This is a genomic window from Mesorhizobium sp. M0119, from assembly GCF_040322615.1.
GTDB lineage: Bacteria > Pseudomonadota > Alphaproteobacteria > Rhizobiales > Rhizobiaceae > Mesorhizobium.
In genome coordinates, this window is record NZ_JAMYTU010000014.1 from 97,415 (window position 1) to 113,850 (window position 16,436).

Here is a 16,436-nt window from a genome sequence, read left to right on the forward strand (position 1 = left end):
CCCCTCAGTCAGTCAAGCCGTAGAGGCGTGTGCGAAACGCCACCTTGTCCTTCAAATATGTGGTTTTCAGAACGTCCACAACATGCGATCGCCAAGCGTCGCTGAAGCCGTCATAATCCCTGTAGAAGCCCGGCTTGTTGAAGACGTAACGCGAAACGAAGTCCTGCGGCACGAAGTCCGAGATCAGCTGGTTGGTCAGCCAGGCGTCGGGATGGTCCGGCTTGGCGCGGATGACCAGGAAGCGCTGCTGCGGGAACACATCCTCGATCTTGAGATGGCCGAGTTGGGCGATTTCGCGCTTGGCGGCGTTGAGGAAGGGAAAATTGCCGTCCCTGGTGATCAGATCGGCGTGGCCGTGGATCCAGGTCTGCAGCCAGACCTTATCGACGTCGGTCAGATTGCGGTCGGGCTCGGCGTCGCGGATCAGCGCGCGCACCACCATTTCGGCGCGATGCTCGAGATAACCTGAGGTTTCGATCCATGAGGCGCGCGGCAACTCGATGCGGCCGGTCGAGGCGAGGAACTTGAATACCTTGTCGGCGTCGTGGATCGAAAGGTAGCTCACCTGCCAGGGCCGCGAACGGCGGAAACCCGGCGCTGCCGGGTCGCTGATCACCGTCGTCACGTCCGGATCGACGAACACATAGAGACCGCCGAAATGGCTGGTCCAGTAGGCGTTGTGGCGGAAGATCACCTGGTCCGGCACCAGCGCATTCTCGCGGATGTCGCCGCAGATCTTCGCCAGCTCGACCATGTGGGCCAGCATGGCGTTGTCGCGCCAGGCATCCGGCTCCTGCTTCAGCCGGTCGACCAGCTTGCCGAGTTCGGCGGCCTTGCCGAGCACATCCTCGGCCGACAGCACCTTGAATTCGACCTGGTTGATCGACAGCAGGTCCTCGATGTCGTCGACCTTGGGAACCGAATCCTCGATCTCGCCGTAGATGACGTCCTTGATCGTCAGCGCATCGATGGCGCGCTGGTTCTTGGACATGAATTCGTACATCAGCAGCGAGGTGTTGGAGAAAGCCGTGTGCACCACCGGCAGGTCGATCTGCGACGGCGTCAGGATGATAAAGCGGCGGTTGACCTCGTTAGGATCGAGGTAGCTGTAGTCGCCGCATTCCTCGGCGACCTGCGGCGAGAAGCCAGTGCGATCGATCTCGAAGCTTTTCAACTTGGTCGGCTTCAAGCCGAACGCGACCATCGCCTTGTTGTAGCGCTGGATCAGGTGCGGCTCGTCGATCGTCAGCAGCCGGCCGTAGATCAGCTCGTTGTCGCGCAAAAGGTCAGGTTTCTTGGCCATTATTCCTTCTCCCCGTTCACGGGGAGAAGGTGCCCGAAGGGCGGATGAGGGGCGGCGCAGACGCTCATCATCTTTCACCCAACGGTGACGAGGGCAGAAATTTCGCGTCGACAGCAATCATTTTCTGATTGAGCCGACCATCCAGGGCCGCAACGATCGTATCCAGCACGCTCTTGCGGGCCGTTAGAACATCCGCGTGCCAAACCCTCAACACCGACCAACCGTTCCTGTTCATGGTCTCATCCCTGTATCGATCCCGAGATCGATTTACGTGTTGACTTCCATCGACTTCCACAACCAGATTGGCTTCGCGGCAGGCGAAGTCGGCGAAATAGGGACCGATCGGTAGTTGGCGAACAAACTTGTGGCCGTTCAATCGTCGCCCGCGCAGTTCGTGCCATAGCCATTCCTCAGCATCATTCTCGACTTTTCGAAGCTGCCTGGCCCTCGCCACCTTCTGCTCGTTTCCACTACGCACAGCGCTGCCCCTCATCCGCCCTTCGGGCACCTTCTCCCCGTGAACGGGGAGAAGGGAGAAGCGCCAGGCTCACGCATTCCACAGCCCTTTCTTCTTCATCTCCTCGATCTCACGCACCGCACGCTCCCGCAGACGGGTGTCGCGGATCATCTTGGTCACCGCCGCATCGTCGGACTTGTCGGAATAGCGGAATTCGGAATCCGCGTAGCGGTTGATCTCCTGCATGACCATGTCCATCGAGAATGGCCCGCGCAGTTCCTCGATCATGGCTTTCTTGTCGTCGTAACCCTTGTGCATGAAGGCTTCCGGCTTTTCGAACCATTCGTCGGGCAATTCGATGTCCATGGCGCGCATCTTGATGGCGTCGGTGACGTTCTTGATGGCGCGGCCGGTAAAGCGCGGCTCGGCATCCTTGATCATGTGCAGATAAGTGCCGATGTCGGCCATCGTCTTCGGCGCGCCGTTTTCCTTCATGTAGCGCTCATAGACCTTCATCAACCCGTCTTCCTGCGGCTTCTCATGCTCCTCGTAAGCTTCCATCACGGCGCGCTGGATCTCTTGCGCCGCATAGAGCTTGTGGTCGCCGAGCGGGATCTTGTGGTTCTTGCCGGCGAGCAGGACGAAGATGTCGATGTAGTCGTCGCGGCTCTGCGGGCCGTCGACCAGCCAGCGGGCACCGGCGCGCTGGCGCAGCGCGTCGTCGACATTTTCGGGATAGTTGGAGAACATGCCGAAGGAGCAGTTGCCGCGCACCACGGTCGCTGCACCTCCAAAGGCGTCCATAAGCACACCGGTGATTTCCTGCTGGCCGGCCGAGGCGCGATCGTCGGAGCGACGTGCCGCCACCTGGTCGATATCGTCGATGGTGCCGAAGCCGATGACGCGCGGGTTCAGCACATTGTTGATGAACTGGCGGCAGTTCTGGCCGGACTTGCCCTGGTAGGAGGAGATCTGGTCGACGCCGAAATTCTCGTAGGCGAAGGGATAGCCGGCGACCTGGCAGTAGCCGTTGAGGAGGCCGGCGATCATCTGGATCAGCGTCGTCTTGCCGGTGCCGGGCGCGCCGTCGCCGATGAAAGTAAACAGGAAGCCGCCGAGCTCGACGAACGGGTTCAGCTCGCGTTCGAAATCGTAGGCCATCAGCATCTTGGCAAGCTTGACCGACTGGTACTTGGCGATGTGGTTGCCGACGACCTCTTCCGGTTTTTTGAAGGTCATCACCAGCGGCTTTGCCCGCTTACCCGGCGCGACGTCGAAACCGTCAAGGGTAAAATCGTCGACGTCGATGCGGATATGCGCGTTCTCGAACGGACCGATGCCGTCGAAGCGGCCCTTTCGCGCCAACAGCCCGTCGATGGCGACGCGGGCAAAGGCGCGGGCGCGGGTCATCAGGTCGGCATCGTCCTTCGAACCTGCTATCGCCCTGTCGAGCCCGGCCACGATCGACTTCACCGCATCCTGTGGCGTGTCGAACAGAAAGTCCGGCTCGGGCGTGTCGTTCGGCGCCTCGCCGTCGCTGTCGATCAGCTGGAACAAATAGGAGGCAAGGCTGAAGGCGGAGATGTAGGCAGAGGCCGACAGCAGCTTCTTGAAGGTGGCAGCTTCATCGCCTTCGAGCGGCGCGCGGGCGTTTTTCGCCTGCAGGCTTTCGAGGTCCGAGCCCTCGGCGAAGACATCCGATATGGCCAGCGCTATCGCTGTGCCGCGCCGGGCGCGAAACAACAGCGTGTGCTGCGGGATGGTCAGCAACTGGTCGTCGGAATGGACGGCGGCGACGGTTTTGGCGAGCTCGACCTCGCGCGTGCGGCGCACCGAGCCGACCGAGACGGTCGAGACGAAGCGGCGGTTGGTGCCGGCAAGCGCGGTGCCGGACTCGCGCGACGGGTCTTCCAGCACGACGATGCGGGTGATGAAGCTCTGCGCAGTGGCGCGGTGCTTTTCAATTGCTGCTTCCGGGATGGTGGTCAGGCCGGTGTCCATGGAGGATGCTCCGCGATTTGACGTCAGACGTCGCTGATGACCTGCCCTTTGGACAGGATGTGGACCTTGTAGCCCGAAAAGATCTTCTGCGCCTCGCCGGCGGCATAGAGCGCCTGATAGGCCTCGTGCGGGATCAGCGCATGGTTCTCATAGCTCGACACGCCTTGCCGCGCGGCCTCGAGATCGTCGGTATTGATGAAGAATTCCTGCGTCGTCTTTTCGCTCGAAAACAGCCCCTTGCGGCCTGGCTTTTCGGCCTTGGAAAAGATCTCCTGGATGGTCCAGGTCAGCAGCCAGGCGTTTTCCGGCTTGCGGACCTTGGCCAGCACTTCGCTCACCGTCGAATTGTTGTCGGTAATCCCTGCAGAATAGAACGGGCCGAGCACGACGCGACGCAGCTGCTTGGGATGCAGCGGCTCGAAATCCTTGTCGAGGTTGACCGCGATGGTCGCCGGCGACAGCGCGTAGCCGGAATTCTTCTCAGTAAAATCGTCAAAACGGTGGGCAAGCTCGGGATTGAGCAAGCCGTCGACCGGCAGCGGAATGTCGACCCTCTCATTAAGTTTGCCGCTGGAGTCGACAAGCTGCCGGATCATGTCGTCCGAGGAATCCTCGACCGTCACCATATAGACAAGCGGCAGGTTGGCGCTGCCGTCGAAGCAGGCCCAGTGGACCAGATAATAGGGCCGCAACGTCTTCGGATTGACCGATACCTTGACCGTCTGGGCCAGCGTGAACGGGCCGAAGGTGGTCTCGCTCTTGACATCCTCGAGGTAAAGCCGCTCGGCCATCGACTTCTGCAGCGCTTCGGGGAATTCCTTGTGGCGCAGGATGAAGTCCGCCATTTCCTCGCGCAGCTCGACGGCCAGCGGGAGATTGGCGAGGCGCGCATCGGCCTGGAGCCGGTCGTTCTCCAACTCGAGCAGGTTCTGGAAGACCGGGAAACCGCTTTCGGCGCGCGAGATGCGGAACGTCTCGGTGAAGCCCAGCCGGTTGCGCCAGCACGAGAATGACTTGTCGAGCCGCGCAATATATTCGGCGACGACCTTGGCGACGATGCCGTGCCGGTAGAGCGGCGAGCGATCGTCGCGCATGAACACTTCGAGGCCGCCAAGTGCCGCCGCGATCGCCGAGAAATAGCGCGCCGCGGCTTCGTTTTCGGGGGTCATGGCGCCAGCCCTTGGGAGCAGTGCACGTGCAGCAATTACGACTGAACGTAATTTGCCGAATTGTGCTTCTTCATCACATCGTCGAAGCGGCGGGCGAAGGCATCGTCGGCGAGCTTCTTGCGGCGCTGGATGTCGGCGGTGGCGACCATGTTCTTCTCATGCATTTCAAGCAGATCGCCGATGTGCTTTTGCGAGGCGGCACCGATGCCGGCCATGGTCTCTTCGGCGGTGTTGTCGACCTGGCTGCCCAGCGTGTTGATCTTGTGGGCGACATCCTGCTGGGCGGCGGTCTTCAGCGAATCTTCCAGCGCCTTGTACAGAACGATGCGCTGCTCGGTATCGATGGTCAGCTTGTTGATCAGCGTCGATTGCGCCGCGATCTGGTTGTTGAGCGAATCGACGAAGGTCTGGAACATCGAGGTATAGCGCTCCAGCGTCTGGCTTTCGGCCAGCAATTCCTGCTCCTTGGCCTGCTTCTCGTTGTATTCCGTGGCCAGTTTCGAGCGTTCGCCTTCAAGCTGCGTGCGCTCCTTCTGGCTGGTCGAGGCGGCGATCTTGTTCTCGATGTCGAGCAGCATCGGGTTGAGTTCCTCGATGCGCTTCTGCACGGTCTCGAGATTGGACATGGTGGTCTTGCGGCGCTCGATCACCTGCGACAGGCTGGCCTCGGAGGTCTTGTAGCGGGTGTCGAGAACCTGCTTCTGCGCCTTGAGGATGCCGACGATTGTGTCGGATTTCGCCAGCAGCTCCTGCAAATTGCCGGCCAGCGACATGTTGCGGACGCGGTCGGTGCGCAGGCGCTGCTTGCGCTGGCTGGAGAAGACACCGACGAAATTTTCCCAGCCGGTGTAGTTCTTCATGCTCTCGAATTCGGCGCCGAAGACGTTGGTGGCGTCCTCGAGGCCGATGATCAGGTCGGCGATATTGCCTTCCATCACCTTCTGCTGCTTCAGCACATCCTCGATGCGGGCATTCTCGATGTCGAAATTGGCGTCCCCGATCTTCTTGTCGGCGGTGGCGAGCGTGTCGAGCACGGTACCGGACTGCTCGATCTTGGTGCGCATGTCCTCCACGACCTGCTTGGTCTTGGCAATCTCGGCATCGAAATTCTGCAATGTCGCCATTGGGGCCTCCCGCTTCGGCATCGGTTTCGTGTCGCAAACCGCCGCGAATATATGTGCCGGGTTTGGCGAATGAAAGACGGAAGACATGGGATTACAGGAAAACAAAAGAATTTCAGGAGGCCGACTGCAGGATAGTCAGGCAATGATTACGGTGTAACTGCCGGCCGGCTTGGCACCGCTTCCAACCGCGGCTGGACTTTTGCTCGGGAGCGACGCTCAGGGCTTGGGATCGGCCTTGAGGTAGGCGATGACGTTGGCGATGTCGTCGTCGCTGGTCAGGCCGGAGAAGGCCATTTTGTTGCCGGGGACCTTCTGCCGCGGCGCGCGCAGGTATTCGGCAAGGTTTGCTTCGTCCCAGACCAAGCCGGCGGCGCCGGCGTCCTTCATCCCCTGCGAGTAGCGCCTGAGATAACTGTCCGCGGTGCCGGCGGTCCGGCCGACGACACCCAGCAGATGCGGGCCGACCTTGTCGCGGTCGCTCGTTGCCTCGTGACAGGCCATGCATCTGTTGAAGACTTTCTTGCCGAGAGCGGCATCGCCGTCGGCATGCGCGGCAAGAGCGCCGGCGATGAGGAAAGCAGCGGCAGACGAAATGGCTCGAAGCATAAGAACTCCCCGACGGCTCTGGCTGCGGATCAAAATAGGCGGCACGCTTAACAAACGCCGCATGATGGCGGAAACGATTGCTGTTTCAAGCTGTTCGGCGTGCGCCAAATCAAGGCCGGATGAAACAAATAGCGCTGGTCAGGTTTTGGTGAAGCCGATGAAATCGTCGGGCACGGCGCGGCCCATTTCTTCTTCCCAATGGCGGCGGCAGAGCGAGACATAGACGTCCTTGCCGATCGCCACCTGTTCGCCCTGTTTCGCCACTTTGCCGTCGGCGCCGAGGCGTACCACCATCGTCGCCTTGCGGCCGCAACGGCAGATGGTGCGCACCTCGCGCAGGTCGTCGGCGATCGCCAGCAGGGCGCGCGAGCCGGAAAACAGCTTGCCTTGGAAATCGGTGCGCAGGCCGTAGCACATGACAGGGATGTTCAGCCGGTCGGCGATGCGGGCGAGTTGCCAGACTTGCTCCTCTTCTAGGAATTGCGCCTCGTCGACGAAGACGCAATGGACCGTGGCGTGGTCGTGATGCTCGGCGACCCGGGCAAACAGATCGTCGCCGTCGCGGAACATCTCGGCTTCCGTCTCCAGGCCGATGCGCGACGAGATCAGCCCGGTATCGCCCTTGCGGTAGTGGCCGGCGATGAACAGCATCGTCGTCATGCCGCGCTCGCGGTAATTGTACGAGGCCTGCAACAGCATCGTCGTCTTGCCGGCATTCATCGTCGCGTAGTGGAAGTACAGTTTGGCCATGCCGTCCTTTTAAGCCGAGTTGCAACAAAGCGGGGAGGGGGAGCGCCTACATTCCACCGGGAAAAGGCGACTTCCATCCGGAAAGCGGCGGGCGTGTCGCTGATCGGCCAGCCTGCGCCGTTGTTCGTGATTGCCTTAGTGCTTGAAACCGCAGCAGAATGATGTTTGGCTGACGTGACAAGGCGGAGATAAAACCGTCGCTTCACTTCACCGAGAACTGAAATGGGAGAATTTTCATGTCGCGTATGAGTTCATTCGTCGCCGGCCTCGGCCTGGCGGCTTTTCTATCCACGACTGGGGCCTTCGCCGGCGATCCGGAAAGCTGCAAGACGGTGCGTCTCTCCGATGTCGGCTGGACCGACATCCAGGCGACCACCGGCGTCGCCTCGGTGCTGCTCACGGCGCTCGGCTACGAGCCGCAGGTGATCCAGCTTTCGGTGCCGGTGACCTATGCGTCCCTGAAGAACAAAGATCTCGACGTGTTCCTCGGAAACTGGATGCCGTCGATGACCAACGACATCAAGGACTATACCGCCGAAGGCTCGGTCGAGACCGTCAGCGAAAATCTCAGCGGTGCCGGCTACGGTATCGTCGTTCCGACCTATGTTGCCGATGCCGGTGTCAAGACGTTGACCGATCTCGGCAAGTTCAAGGACAAGTTCGACGGCAAGATCTACGGCATCGAGGCCGGCAATGACGGCAACCGCATCATCCTCGACATGATCAAGGATCCGAAAACCAATCTCGAAGGCTTCGAACTGGTCGAATCTTCCGAGGCCGGCATGCTCACCCAGGCCGAGCAGTCGATGAAGAACAATGAATGGATTGCCTTCCTCGGCTGGACGCCGCATCCGGTGATGGGCGCCATGAAGATCACCTATCTCGACGGGATGGGCGATAGCGGCTTCGGCGCTGCGACTGTGCATACCAACGTACGCAAGGGTTACACAACCGAGTGCCCTAATGTCGGCAAGTTCATCACCAACCTGAAATTCAATCTGGACATGGAAGGCGAGATGATGGACGCGATCCTGAAGGGCGGCGACGCCAATACGGTCGCGACCGACTGGCTGAAGAAGCATCCGGACGCGGTCGCTCCCTGGATCGCCGGCGTCACCACCTTCGACGGCGGCGATGCGGCAGCAGCGGTGAAAACAGCGCTCGGAAGCTGACCCGACCATCTGGCATGACGAGACAAGGGGCAGCCACGGTAGAAATGGCTGCCCTTTTTCATATCCTGTGACAAGATGACCGTCCGGCAAAGGACGGCGCCGGCAGAAGAGGGGCTAGATGGATCCGATCTCCAAATTCCTGGTCAGTTACAAGATTCCCATTGGGGCATGGGGGAAGGCGTTTTTCGGCTTTCTCACCGACAATTTCGACACCGTCTTCAGGGCTTTTTCCAACAGCCTCAACTTTCTGCTCGACGGCATCGTCGACGGACTGCTGTTGCTGCCGCCGGTTCTGCTGATCGCCCTGATCGCTTTGCTCGCCTATTTCCTGCAGCGTTCGAAAGGCCTGGCCCTCGCGGTGTTCATCGGACTGCTGTTCATTCTGAACCAGAACCTGTGGAAGCAGACGGTGGAGACGCTGGTGCTGGTCGTTGCCGCGGCCGCCGTCTCGATGGCTATCGGCGTGCCGCTCGGCATCTGGGCCGCGCACAAGCCGAAAGTCTATCGCGTCATGCTGCCGGTGCTCGACCTGATGCAGACGCTGCCGACCTTCGTCTACCTGATCCCGGTGCTGACCCTGTTCGGCCTCGGCAACGCGCCCGGCCTGATCGTCACCATCATCTTCGTCATTCCGACCTCGGTTCGGCTCACGCATCTCGGCGTCACCTCGGTGCCGAAATCGATCGTGGAGGCGGGTGAGGCGTTCGGCGCCACCAAGCGCCAGCTGCTGTGGAAGGTCGAGCTGCCTTCGGCGCTGCCGACCATCATGGCTGGACTGACCCAGTCGATCATGCTGTCGCTGTCGATGGTGGTGTTCGCCGCCCTGATCGGCGCCGGCGGGCTCGGTACAGAAATCAACCGGGCGCTCGGTTCGCGCCGGATCGACCTCGGGCTTGAGGCAGGTCTGGCCATCGTCGTGCTCGCCATAGTGCTCGACCGGATGACGCGCATCGGCGTGGGAGGCAAGAAATGACCGTCGCCGTCGATTTCAGAAATGTCGACATCGTCTTTGGCGCCGACCAGGCCGGCTCGCTGGCGCTGATCGACAGTGGTGCAACCCGTGCCGAGATCCTCGAACAGACTGGCAACGTGCTGGGCTGCGCCGGCGCCAGCCTCACCGTGAACGAGGGCGAGATCTCGGTGCTGATGGGGCTTTCCGGCTCCGGCAAATCGACGCTGCTCAGAGCCGTCAACCGGCTGAACGTCGTCTCGCGCGGTCAGGTGCTGGTCAAGGACGGCGACGGTACGGTCGACGTCGTCACCTGCGACGAGGCGACGCTTCGTCGGCTGCGGCAGAAGCAGGTGGCAATGGTGTTCCAGCAGTTCGGCCTGCTGCCGTGGCGCACCGTGGAGGAGAATGTCGGCCTTGGCCTCGAGCTCGCCGGGGTACCCGAAGCCGAGCGCAAGGAGCGGGTGAACAGGCAGCTGAAGCTGGTCCATCTCGACCAGTGGTCGAAAAAGTATGCGCATGAGCTTTCCGGCGGCATGCAGCAGCGCGTCGGCCTGGCGCGCGCCTTTGCCACCGAGGCGCCGATCCTGTTGATGGACGAGCCGTTCTCGGCGCTCGATCCGCTGATCCGGACCAAGCTGCAGGACGAGTTGCTGCAGCTCCAGGCCGAGCTGAAGAAGACCATCATCTTCGTCAGCCATGACCTCGAGGAGGCGCTGAAGATCGGCACCCATATCACCATCATGGAAGGTGGGCGCATCGTGCAGACCGGCGCGCCGGAAGACATCGTGCTGCGGCCCGCCAACGATTATGTCCGCGACTTCATCGCCAATGTGAACCCGCTTTCGGTGCTGACCGCCTGGAACGTCATGCGCGACCGCCGCGACCTCGAACACGGCGAGAACGGCTGGGTGTGGCTCGACCGGCGCAAGACGACGCGGTTCAAGATCGACGAGCATGGGCTGGTGGCGGCGGCCGAGCGCGACGGCAAGCCGGCGGTATGGGTGTCCTGCGCCGATGTCGAAGCCCAGCCGGAGGAGACGGCGCAGGTATTCTGGGCCAATCCCGGCACGTCGCTGAAAACCGTGATGCTGGCCATGCATCGCTCGCAGACCGCACCGGTGGCGCTGTTCGACGACCAGTCACGCTTCGTCGGCGCCATCGGCGTCAGGGATGTGCTGAGCGCGGTGCTGCGAAGATAGTTTTTCTCCTTGGGAGAGAACGAAGACCAAACGTCGGCTTAGCCCGATACCGCAAGCTAAACCGCCAGCGGCAGGCGCAGCTCGGTCAGCAGGCCGCCATCGGGATGGTTGGACAGGCTGACTTCGCCGCCGGCGCTACGGGCGATGTTGCGGGCGATGGTCAAGCCGAGGCCGAGGCCGCCGGTCTGGCGGTTGCGCGATTGTTCCAGGCGCACGAACGAGCCGAACACGGCGTCGAGCTCGGCCTGCGGTATGCCCGGACCCTCGTCGCGGATCGCCAGCGTGATGATCCTGCCCGATTGACGCAGGCTGAGATGCGCCTTCTTGCCGTAGGTCACCGCGTTCTGGACGAGGTTGGTGACGCAGCGCCGGAGCGCGACCGGCCGCGCGACGCAGATCAGGCCGCGCGAGCGCGCATCGTCATTGTCGAAGGAGACCTCGTCGAAGCCGTCGGCGATCGATACCACCAGCGACCAGAAATCGATCCTCTCGCTCTGTTCCTCGGTCACCTCGAAAGTGGCGAAGTCGATAACCGAGCTGGCAATACCTTCGATGTCGGCGAGGTCGTGCGCCAGTGCGGCGCGCACGGACGAATTCCTCAGCAGTTCGAGGCGCAGCCGCATCCTGGTCAGCGGCGTGCGCAGGTCGTGCGCCAGTGCGGCCGCAAGATGCTCGCGGTCCTCGACATAGGCGCGCAGCCTCGCCTGCATGGCATTGACCGCCTTTGCCGCGGTACGCACCTCGCGGCTGCCGCTCTCGGCGATCGGCGGGCTCTTCAGGTCCTCGCCGATCCGCTTCACCGCGGTCTCCATCATCCGGTAGGGCGCCGTCAGCCGGCGCAGCGACCAGATCGAGGAAGCCACCACCAGCCCGGCGATCAAGGCATAGAGCGGCAGGCTGTCGAAGCTCAGTATCGGCCCGGCCGGTGTGTTCGGCTCGGTGAAGTTCAGCCATTGGCCGTCGGCAAAGCGAAGCGAGGCGGTCAGCTTGTCGCTCTGGGCGAAATCGGCCGCCAGCACCAGCAGGTCGCGCTCGACCTGGCCGATATCGGGACCGGCGACCGTCCCACCGGGAGCGTCGGCTTCGTGCGTTGCCGGGTCGCGGCGGACCCGCGCGTCGGTGATGCCGAACTTCGATAGCCGGCCGACCAATATGTCCTCCAATTCGGCCAGCTCGTCGTCGCCGGCTATCGAGGAAGTAACAGCGGGCGTGCCGGAGACGGTGAGCGCATAAGTGGCGTTGAACAGGCCGGAGGCCGTCCCCTTGCGCTGTTCGGGGGTGGCGTCATGCATCAGCTGTACCAGCGAGAAGGCGCGGTCGTTGAGCCGATAGAGATCTACGACGTCATTGGCGGCGGCACGGTCGCGCGAAACGATGTAGAGGGTCGCGATCTGGCTGATCAGCAGGCCGGCGATGACGATGAGCAGCACCCAGACCGGCAGCGTTTGCGGCAGAATGCGTCTCATTCGGAGGTCGTCTCAGGCAGGAACTGGTAGCCGCCGCTGCGCACGGTCAGGATCAGCTTCGGCGTTTTCGGGTCGTCCTCCATCTTGCGCCGCAGCCGGCTGACCAGAATGTCGACGCTGCGGTCGAAGCTGTAGCCGCTGTCGCCGCCGGACAGCTCAATGAGCTGCTCGCGGCTCAGCACGCGCTGCGCGCTCTTGACGAAGGTCTGCAGCAGATTGAATTCGGCCATCGTCAGCTCGATCCTGACGTCGCCGGGCGCCATCAGCCGGCGGCGCGAACAGTCCATCGTCCAGCCGGCGAAATGGTAGATCTGCCGCGAGGCGGCGCGTCGCGGTTCGGCGGCGCCATTGCGTCTCAAGACGGCCCGGATGCGTGCGAGCAGCTCGCGCGGATCGAAGGGTTTCGGCACGTAGTCGTCGGCGCCCATCTCCAGGCCGACGACGCGGTCGGTGGTCTCGGTGACCGCGGTCAGCATGATGATCGGTGTCGAATAATTGGCGCGCAACTCGCGGCAGAGCTCCAGCCCGCTCCTGCCGGGCAGCATGACGTCCAGAACGATCAGGTCGACCTGGGCGCGGCGCAGCACGGTCTCCATCTCGGTGCCGTCGGCGGCGACCGATGTATGCAGCCCTCGCTTCTGGAAGAATTCCTGAAGCAGGTCGCGAATGCCCTTGTCGTCGTCGACGATCAGTATGTGGGGGTCGGATTTCACAGGGAACCTGTCATTTGTGGATAGCCCAAGCCGTGCTTCGCCCGTCAGCCAGACGATAGAATTCAGGCCATAAGTTGGCCAGTGGAGATCGGCGGCTCGATCCGGGCTGCCCAGAAACAATCCAGAAACAAAATTCTACAATCCGGAAAAACTACCGAAAAAAATCAAAGGCATAAGTGGTGCCGTGGCGGTCAGGTCATCGGCTGCGACACGCGTTACGGGATTACGGACAGACCAATGCAAAGGTTCTCGATCAGTCTGATGGGTGCGTTGCTTTCCATTTCGCTCGTCACGGCCGCGGTCGAACATGCCGATGCAAAACTGGCCGATGCGAAGGTAGCCAATGCAAAGGCGGCCGATGCAAAGGTGGCGACCACCCGCAGCGAGCGTTGCATCGATCTGAACCGCCAGTTTGACGAAGCCCTCGAAACCCATGCCGCGGCAACGCAGGTCACCGCGGCGAAAGCACTTCAAAGAAAGGGAAACCGGTTCTGCGCCAACAAGAAACAGGCACAGGGAATCCGGATGCTCGCGAACGCTTTGAAGCTGCTTGGAGTGACACCGATCGATCCCGTTCAGTGACACTCAATCCGATCTGCACAAAAAGGAAGTGAAGCCATGAAAAAGTCCCTCCTCTCCGCCCTCGGTCTCGCCATCGCGCTGGCCGTCTCGATGCCGGTTCTCGGCGCCAGCAGCGCCAATGCCGCGACCACCACCCCGGCTGCGACGACAACGACGACTGCTGCGCCGGCCAAGGCCGTGAAGAAGGTCGCTGCCAAGAAGACCGTCAAGAAGCACAAGAAGCACGCGGTCAAGGCAGCTCCGAAGGCCTGATCACGCGACATCTTTTTACCCTACGAGAAGACCGCTCCAGTTGCGATTTGCCTGGAGCGGTCATCTTTTGTTGGCGTGCAGACAGTACGGCCAGTCCCGGCCCACACCGCCAGTTGATCGCCAGCCGGCAGTTCCCAAATAGACACGGACTTTGAACTGCGCCCCGCCGGGAAGCCGATCGCGCGCGGTTGAATGGACGACCGCTTTTGCTCATGTCAAAATGACCGCAAAGCTGTCGTACGCAATTGCCGGTCCAATGCCTGAAATCACGACAAAACCCCGTACCAGCACGAAGCCGAAGGTCGAACGGCCGAAGCTCTACAAGGTCATCCTGGTCAATGACGATTTCACGCCGCGCGAGTTCGTCGTGACGGTGCTGAAGGCCGAGTTCAAGCTCAGTGAAGACCAGGCGCATAGGATAATGATCACTGCGCACCGGCGAGGCGTCTGCGTTGTCGCCGTCTTCACCAGGGATGTCGCCGAGACTAAGGCGGCGCGGGCAACCGATGCCGGCAAGGCCAAGGGCTACCCGCTGATGTTCACGACGGAGCCGGAGGAGTAGGGCTCCTCCCCCGCCCCGTTTGCAGGGAGAGAGAAGGGAACTACCGCCCTTCGCGGTACCACATCGAGCCCATCGCCAGAAGCAGCAGGCCGAGGCCGAGGAAGCCGCCGAACAGCGGCACGCGCGAGACGGCCTTGAGCACGCTGTCGTCGGTGGTGCGCAGCCCGATCCAGTCATTGCCGGAGGCAGCGCCCGAGGAACGGACCGGAACGATCGAGGGTAGCGTGACCGTGCTGGTGAGAGTGCCAAGTGCCGAGGCCGGCGCCAGCCGGCGAACGCTGCCGCCAGTTGCCTCAGCCGGTGGTTTCAGCCGGTTTTCGGTGGAGACGACGTCGGTGAATTCCGGCGCGTTGACCGGCCCGACATGGGCCAATGCCGTCAGGTCGCCATTGCCGACCTGATAGAGACCGATTTCGCTGGTCTCGACGCTGCCGAGGAAGACGCCTGGCTCGGACTTCTCAAGCCTGACGATCAGTGCCTTGCCGGACGGCGTGATGACTTGCGCCGGGCCGGGATCGTCACTCATCGTCTGGCGGCGGATCTCCAGCACCATGCCGCGGCCGTCGGCGGTCAGCCGCTCCTCCTCGAGTTCGGGCTCCTTCATCAGCCAGTGGGCGATGCGCCGGTAGAGTTGGACATGCGGCCCGCCGCCCTCGAAGCCGCGCGCCCACAGCCAGCCCTGGTCGGACAGAAGCATGCCGACGCGGCCTTCGCCCTTGCGGTCGAGCAGCAGCAGCGGCCGGTTGTCGGCGCCCTTCATCACCACCTCGCCCTCGGGGTTCTCGACGCCGATGGTGCGGAACCAGCGGCTCCAGTGCGGCGGCTCGGTCGCCGAGCCATCAAGCCCGCGCGTTACTGGATGACGCTGGCCGGTATCGGTGAGGCGCGGATAGAAGGCCTTGTCGATGACCTCGCCGGTCGGCATTGCCGGCAGCGCCGACATCAGCGGCGTGCGGGCGATCGAGCTTTCGCCGGCGTATTCGGGGCCTGCCGCGATTAGCAGCGCGCCGCCTTTTTCGACATATTCGGAGATGTAGTCGTAATAGAGGATCGGCAGCACGTCGCGGTGCTGATAGCGGTCGAAGATAATCAGGTCGAAATCCTTGATCTTCTCGACGAACAACTCGCGCGTCGGGAAGGCGATCAGCGACAATTCGTTGATCGGCGTACCGTCCTGCTTTTCCGGTGGGCGCAGGATGGTGAAGTGCACGAGGTCGACCGAAGCGTCGGATTTCAGCAAATTGCGCCAGGTGCGCTCGCCTGCATGCGGTTCGCCGGAAACAAGCAGCACGCGCAGATTTTCGCGGATGCCGTCGATCAGCGCGATGGCGCGGTTGTTGGTGTCGGTAAGTTCGCCCGGCTCGTGGTTGATGGCGAGTTCGACGATGTTGCGCCCGGCGTTGGGAATGGTCACCTGCAGCGGCATCGCCTGGCCGATGTTGGCGTGCTCGACCGATACCTGCTCGCCATTGACCGATACGCGGACGTCGACCGGGCCGGTTTCGTTGTTGGTGGCAATGACGCGATAGGTCATGTCGAGCGGCTTGCCGACGAGGCCGAAACGCGGCGCATTCTCGAAGCGGATGCGGCGGTCTTTTTCATGGTCGTTGCCGGTAATCAGCGCATGCAGCGGGGCATTGAAGTCGGGCGCGCCGGGTGGCGCGTCATGGACCTCGCCATCGGTAATCATGATGGCGCCGCCAATGCGCGACGGCGGCACCTCGCGGAAAGCATTTTCGAGCGAGGAAAACAACCGCGTCTCGGTGCGCTCGTCGGCGGCTTCGGACTTGCCGGCTTCGATGACACGGACGTCGAACTGCTTGAAGCGGCCTAGACGCTGCTGAAGCCCGGCCAATGCCGTGTCGGTCTGCTTGGTGCGGTCGCCGATATCCTGGCTCTGACTGCGGTCGACGACGACGGCGACGATGCTTTTCAGTGGCTCGCGTTCTTCGTCGAGGAACACCGGATTGAGCAGCGCCGCAGCCAGAGCAATCAGGGCTGCCAGGCGGAAGACCGCGCCGCGCTGGCGAAACCAAACGCCGACCAGCGCCAGCAGCAGCAGCGGCACCACAACCGCTGCGAGCAGCGGCCAGATGATGAGCGGTTCGAAGGCGAGTGACCAGTTCAT

General features: G+C 62.2%; 16 protein-coding genes. 6 read left to right on the forward strand and 10 right to left on the reverse strand.

Annotated elements, in window-relative coordinates; genetic code table 11:
- Positions 1-4: 4 nt before the first annotated feature.
- The 7 genes from NKJ40_RS15805 to NKJ40_RS15835 all read right to left on the reverse strand — a co-directional run bounded on the left by NKJ40_RS15805 (position 5) and on the right by NKJ40_RS15835 (position 7,410).
- Entirely contained in the window at positions 5-1,303 is a 1,299-nt protein-coding gene (locus NKJ40_RS15805; RefSeq protein WP_352466803.1) for a DUF6638 family protein, read from the reverse strand.
- Between the two features lie 67 nt (positions 1,304-1,370).
- A complete protein-coding gene (locus NKJ40_RS15810; protein ID WP_352466841.1) occupies positions 1,371-1,781 on the reverse strand; it encodes an endonuclease domain-containing protein in 411 nt (136 codons plus the stop codon).
- 69 nt (positions 1,782-1,850) lie between these two features.
- The gene (locus NKJ40_RS15815; protein ID WP_352466804.1) at positions 1,851-3,761 is read right to left on the reverse strand and encodes an AAA family ATPase; all 1,911 of its coding nucleotides are present in this window, start codon (positions 3,759-3,761) and stop codon (positions 1,851-1,853) included.
- 23 nt (positions 3,762-3,784) lie between these two features.
- Positions 3,785-4,930, reverse strand: a complete 1,146-nt coding sequence (locus NKJ40_RS15820; protein ID WP_352466805.1) for a hypothetical protein — start codon at positions 4,928-4,930, stop codon at positions 3,785-3,787.
- Positions 4,931-4,965: 35 nt separating this feature from the next.
- Positions 4,966-6,054, reverse strand: coding sequence for a hypothetical protein (locus NKJ40_RS15825; protein ID WP_352450536.1), 1,089 nt, complete (start codon positions 6,052-6,054; stop codon positions 4,966-4,968).
- Positions 6,055-6,270: 216 nt separating this feature from the next.
- Complete coding sequence (locus NKJ40_RS15830) at positions 6,271-6,660, reverse strand: c-type cytochrome (protein ID WP_352466806.1); 390 nt, start codon at positions 6,658-6,660, stop codon at positions 6,271-6,273.
- A 138-nt stretch (positions 6,661-6,798) separates the two neighbouring features.
- Entirely contained in the window at positions 6,799-7,410 is a 612-nt protein-coding gene (locus tag NKJ40_RS15835; RefSeq protein WP_352466807.1) for a thymidine kinase, read from the reverse strand.
- A gap of 236 nt (positions 7,411-7,646) precedes the next feature.
- Here NKJ40_RS15835 and NKJ40_RS15840 point away from each other — a divergent pair, with 236 nt between their 5' ends.
- From NKJ40_RS15840 to choV, 3 genes are all read left to right on the forward strand, one after another.
- A complete protein-coding gene (locus NKJ40_RS15840) occupies positions 7,647-8,582 on the forward strand; it encodes a choline ABC transporter substrate-binding protein (protein WP_352466808.1) in 936 nt (311 codons plus the stop codon).
- A gap of 118 nt (positions 8,583-8,700) precedes the next feature.
- A complete protein-coding gene (choW, locus tag NKJ40_RS15845) occupies positions 8,701-9,555 on the forward strand; it encodes a choline ABC transporter permease subunit (RefSeq protein ID WP_352466809.1) in 855 nt (284 codons plus the stop codon).
- Entirely contained in the window at positions 9,552-10,733 is a 1,182-nt protein-coding gene (gene choV / locus NKJ40_RS15850) for a choline ABC transporter ATP-binding protein (RefSeq protein ID WP_352466810.1), read from the forward strand. Before choW ends, choV begins: the two co-directional genes overlap by 4 nt.
- Before the next feature lie 56 nt (positions 10,734-10,789).
- Here the strand turns inward: choV and NKJ40_RS15855 are convergent, their stop codons facing one another.
- Together NKJ40_RS15855 and NKJ40_RS15860 are read right to left on the reverse strand one after the other, a co-directional pair.
- Positions 10,790-12,199 carry an ATP-binding protein gene (locus NKJ40_RS15855; protein WP_352466811.1) on the reverse strand — a complete coding sequence of 470 codons (1,410 nt, stop codon included), beginning with the start codon at positions 12,197-12,199 and terminating at the stop codon, positions 10,790-10,792.
- A complete protein-coding gene (locus NKJ40_RS15860; RefSeq protein ID WP_352466812.1) occupies positions 12,196-12,912 on the reverse strand; it encodes a response regulator in 717 nt (238 codons plus the stop codon). Before NKJ40_RS15860 ends, NKJ40_RS15855 begins: the two co-directional genes overlap by 4 nt.
- A 237-nt stretch (positions 12,913-13,149) precedes the next feature.
- Between NKJ40_RS15860 and NKJ40_RS15865 the strand changes: the two genes are divergently transcribed.
- From NKJ40_RS15865 to clpS, 3 genes are all read left to right on the forward strand, one after another.
- Entirely contained in the window at positions 13,150-13,494 is a 345-nt protein-coding gene (locus NKJ40_RS15865) for a hypothetical protein (protein ID WP_023679500.1), read from the forward strand.
- A gap of 36 nt (positions 13,495-13,530) precedes the next feature.
- Positions 13,531-13,746 (forward strand): hypothetical protein, encoded by a 216-nt coding sequence (locus NKJ40_RS15870; RefSeq protein WP_352450529.1) that lies wholly within the window; start codon positions 13,531-13,533, stop codon positions 13,744-13,746.
- A gap of 256 nt (positions 13,747-14,002) precedes the next feature.
- Positions 14,003-14,308, forward strand: a complete 306-nt coding sequence (gene clpS, locus NKJ40_RS15875) for an ATP-dependent Clp protease adapter ClpS (RefSeq protein WP_023679498.1) — start codon at positions 14,003-14,005, stop codon at positions 14,306-14,308.
- A gap of 40 nt (positions 14,309-14,348) precedes the next feature.
- On the opposite strand, the gene NKJ40_RS15880 is transcribed toward clpS, so the two are convergent.
- Entirely contained in the window at positions 14,349-16,436 is a 2,088-nt protein-coding gene (locus NKJ40_RS15880) for a hypothetical protein (protein ID WP_352466813.1), read from the reverse strand.

Excerpts from the sequence above, each read along its gene's own strand:
- NKJ40_RS15870 (WP_352450529.1), top strand. The coding sequence starts at position 13,531 with ATGAAAAAGTCCCTCCTCTCCGCCCTCGGTCTCGCCATCGCGCTGGCC.
- NKJ40_RS15840 (WP_352466808.1), top strand. The coding sequence starts at position 7,647 with ATGTCGCGTATGAGTTCATTCGTCGCCGGCCTCGGCCTGGCGGCTTTT.
- NKJ40_RS15855 (WP_352466811.1), bottom strand. The coding sequence starts at position 12,199 with ATGAGACGCATTCTGCCGCAAACGCTGCCGGTCTGGGTGCTGCTCATC.
- NKJ40_RS15835 (WP_352466807.1), bottom strand. The coding sequence starts at position 7,410 with ATGGCCAAACTGTACTTCCACTACGCGACGATGAATGCCGGCAAGACG.
- NKJ40_RS15815 (WP_352466804.1), bottom strand. The coding sequence starts at position 3,761 with ATGGACACCGGCCTGACCACCATCCCGGAAGCAGCAATTGAAAAGCAC.
- NKJ40_RS15805 (WP_352466803.1), bottom strand. The coding sequence starts at position 1,303 with ATGGCCAAGAAACCTGACCTTTTGCGCGACAACGAGCTGATCTACGGC.
- clpS (WP_023679498.1), top strand. The coding sequence starts at position 14,003 with ATGCCTGAAATCACGACAAAACCCCGTACCAGCACGAAGCCGAAGGTC.
- choV (WP_352466810.1), top strand. The coding sequence starts at position 9,552 with ATGACCGTCGCCGTCGATTTCAGAAATGTCGACATCGTCTTTGGCGCC.
- NKJ40_RS15880 (WP_352466813.1), bottom strand. The coding sequence starts at position 16,436 with ATGAACTGGTCACTCGCCTTCGAACCGCTCATCATCTGGCCGCTGCTC.
- NKJ40_RS15865 (WP_023679500.1), top strand. The coding sequence starts at position 13,150 with ATGCAAAGGTTCTCGATCAGTCTGATGGGTGCGTTGCTTTCCATTTCG.
- choW (WP_352466809.1), top strand. The coding sequence starts at position 8,701 with ATGGATCCGATCTCCAAATTCCTGGTCAGTTACAAGATTCCCATTGGG.
- NKJ40_RS15830 (WP_352466806.1), bottom strand. The coding sequence starts at position 6,660 with ATGCTTCGAGCCATTTCGTCTGCCGCTGCTTTCCTCATCGCCGGCGCT.
- NKJ40_RS15820 (WP_352466805.1), bottom strand. The coding sequence starts at position 4,930 with ATGACCCCCGAAAACGAAGCCGCGGCGCGCTATTTCTCGGCGATCGCG.
- NKJ40_RS15825 (WP_352450536.1), bottom strand. The coding sequence starts at position 6,054 with ATGGCGACATTGCAGAATTTCGATGCCGAGATTGCCAAGACCAAGCAG.